Annotated in this window: 4 protein-coding genes; 3 read left to right on the top strand and 1 reads right to left on the bottom strand. The window is 70.3% G+C overall.

Going from position 1 to position 2935, the window contains the following annotated elements:
• The 3 genes from ABWK99_RS15335 to ABWK99_RS15325 form a co-directional block, all read left to right on the top strand.
• Positions 1-628: CBS domain-containing protein (locus ABWK99_RS15335; protein WP_372595557.1), on the top strand; the 628-nt coding region annotated here is incomplete at its 5' end.
• Positions 625-1464 carry an ABC transporter permease gene (locus ABWK99_RS15330; protein WP_372595556.1) on the top strand — a complete coding sequence of 280 codons (840 nt, stop codon included), beginning with the start codon at positions 625-627 and terminating at the stop codon, positions 1462-1464. The genes ABWK99_RS15335 and ABWK99_RS15330, both read left to right, overlap by 4 nt.
• A 79-nt stretch (positions 1465-1543) precedes the next feature.
• On the top strand, positions 1544-2479 hold the full coding sequence (locus ABWK99_RS15325; protein ID WP_372595555.1) for a glycine betaine ABC transporter substrate-binding protein: 936 nt from the start codon (positions 1544-1546) through the stop codon (positions 2477-2479).
• 96 nt (positions 2480-2575) lie between these two features.
• Here the strand turns inward: ABWK99_RS15325 and ABWK99_RS15320 are convergent.
• Positions 2576-2935: choice-of-anchor Q domain-containing protein (locus ABWK99_RS15320; protein WP_372595554.1), on the bottom strand; the 360-nt coding region annotated here is incomplete at its 5' end.

The raw sequence follows: 2935 nt of genomic DNA, 5'->3' as shown, positions 1-2935 counted from the left end.
CTTCGGAGCCATCGACCCGGTCACGCGTGACCGCCTCCAGGACGAGTTCCTCGCCCTTCAGGACCAGGTGAAGAAGACGATCTGCTTCGTCACCCACGACCTCGACGAGGCCGTCAAGCTCGGTGACCGGATCGCCGTCTTCGGCCAGGGCGGCAAGCTGCACCAGTACGACGTGCCCGCCCGGGTGCTCTCCGAGCCCGCGGACGACTTCGTCAGCGAGTTCGTCGGCGGCGGCGCGGCGGTGCGGCGCCTCGCCCTGGTGACGCTCGACGACATGCCGCTGCGGGACGTGCTCAAGTCCGACAAGGGACGGCACTCGCGCGGCGACCTCGTCGCCCAGGTGGACGGCCGTGGGCGCCCCCGTGCCTGGCACCACGTCCCGGGGCACACGGAGGAGGACGTCGCGATGGTCACCATCGGCAAGGACGCCAGCCTGCACGCCGCTGTCGACGAGATGCTCACCCAGCACGTGCCCGTGGTGGCCGTCGTCGACGACGCCGGTCGCCTCGTGGGTGGCCTGCGCTGGGAGGACATGGTGACCGAGCACACCGACCAGGCGATCTCCGACGCCGTCGCCGAGTCCAGCGCCGCGCCGACCGCGGAGATCCTGGGAGGCGGTGACGCATGACTCCCGCCTCCACCCAGGCACAGCAGGACGAGCTGAGGCGGATCGCCGAGGAGGCCGAGCAGCAGCGGATCGCCGACGCGGCGGCAGAGGACGCGAAGGCTGCCCGCCGGCTCAAGGTGCGCAGCATCCTCGAGCTCGTCGTCTCCCCGGTCTTCGCCCTCATCGCGATCGTCGCCTCGATCGTGCTGATGAACGGCGAGCTCGACTCGATCGAGCAGCGGGCACTGGCTCCGGCCGAGGTGCTGCTGCGCGTCGAGCAGCACCTGGTGCTCAGCGGCCTCTCGGTGCTGTTCATCGTGCTGGTCGCGGTCCCGCTCGGCGTGATCTTCTCCCGGCCCCTCTTCACCCCCTACCGCGGTGGGCTGCTGACCTTCCTGTCCTTCGCCCAGGCACTCCCGCCGCTCGGCGTGATGTTCCTGCTGCCGGCGATCATGGGCTTCGGGCTCACGACCGCCGTCCTGGCGATCGTGGTGGCCGCCGTCCTCCCGGTGCTGCGCAACGTCCTGGTGGGTCTCGGTCGCGTGGACCGCAGCCTGATCGAGGCGAGCCGTGGGGTCGGCCTGAGCAACATGCAGACCCTGTTCCGCGTGGAGCTGCCGCTGGCCGTCCCGGTGATCATCGCCGGCATCCGGATCTCGCTCGTGCTCGCCGTGGGCACGGCGGTGTTCGGCGCGTTCATCAACGCCGGTGGTCTCGGCTACCTCATCGACACCGGCCAGAAGCTCAACCGCACCTCGGTCACGCTGGTCGGCGCCTTCCTGGTCGCGGCCCTCGCGCTCACCGTGGACTGGCTCTCCGCCCTGGCCGAGCGCGTCTTCCGACCACGGGGACTGTGAGCCCCCCGCACCACCCGCACCACCTGCACGACCGACAACCTCGCACGACACTCATGCACCCGACACCGAAGAGGACATCGTGAAGCGCATCGTCTCCACCGTCGCCCTGCTGGCTGCTGCCGGCATGACCCTGACCGCCTGTTCCGGGGGCTCGTCCTCCGGGGGCGGGGAAGGCGTGCTCTCCGGCGCGTCGATCTCCGTCGGCGGGAAGGACTTCACCGAGCAGCTCGTGCTCTGTGAGATCTCCGTCGCCGTGCTGTCCGACGCCGGCGCCGACGTCACCAACCGCTGCAGCATCCAGGGGACCGAGGCGACCCGCGCCGCGCTGCTGTCCGGCGACATCGACACCTACTGGGAGTACACCGGTACCGGCTGGATCACCCACCTGGGCCACCCCGACGCGATCCAGGACTCGCAGGAGCAGTTCGAGGCCGTCAAGGCCGAGGACCTCGAGGCGAACCAGATCGAGTGGCTCGACTACGCGCCGTTCAACAACACCTACGCGCTCGCCGCGAACGCCGACACGATGGCCAAGTACGGCATCTCCACCCTGAGCGAGCTCGCGGCGATCAACGAGGAGGGTCAGGCTCCGGGCCTCTGCGTCGAGTCCGAGTTCTCGGTCCGCAACGACGGACTCCCGGGCATGGCCCTCACCTACGGCACCGAGTTCTCCGCCGACCAGATCAGCGAGCTCGCGACCGGCGCGATCTACCAGGCGACCGGTGACGGTGACTGCGAGTTCGGCGAGGTCTACACGACCGACGGCCGCATCGTGGAGTTCGGCCTGACCGTCCTCGAGGACGACAAGAACTTCTTCCCGAAGTACAACCCCTCGCCCAACGTGCGCGAGGAGCTGCTCACCGAGTACCCGGCGATCGCCGACGTCTTCGCGCCGATCTCGGCCGCGCTCGACGAGGAGTCGATGACCATGATGAACGCCGCGGTCGACGTGGACGGCGAGGACCCGGCCGACGTCGCCGTGGACTGGCTGACCGAGAAGGGCCTGATCGGCTGATCAGCCCCGAGGGCCCGGGCCGAGGGCCCCGGAGGCAGCTGCCTCCGGGGCCCTCGATCGTGACGCCCGGTCCGACGGTGTCGGCCCGCGCAGGTGCTACTCGAGCTCGAACGCACCCACGTCGAACCCCGCACCCTGCGGTCGGGCGACGCCCCGCTGGTCGGTTGCCGGCGAGGTACCGGCGTCCGCCGCGTCGATCGCCGGGCTACCGGCCCCGAGCGCGTGGGTGAGGGTGGGACCGCCGTTGTCGGCGAGGGGACCCAGCAGGGCGTCCGTGCTCGACTGGTCCGTGGTCCCGTTCGGGTTGCACGACCCGTCGCTGATCACGTTGTTCCCCCCCGACGTGATCGTCGCAGCACCGCCGCCCTCGATCGCGCAGGCGACCGCACCGCCGAAGCCCTCCATCACGCTGTTCGTCAGCACCATCGAGGCCGGGGCCCCGAAGGTGGCCACGAG

The organism is Actinotalea sp. (genome assembly GCF_041597215.1).
Taxonomy (GTDB): Bacteria; Actinomycetota; Actinomycetes; order Actinomycetales; family Cellulomonadaceae; genus Actinotalea.
Note: the sequence above shows the minus strand (reverse complement) of the source record. Positions and strands in the feature narration are given on the sequence as shown.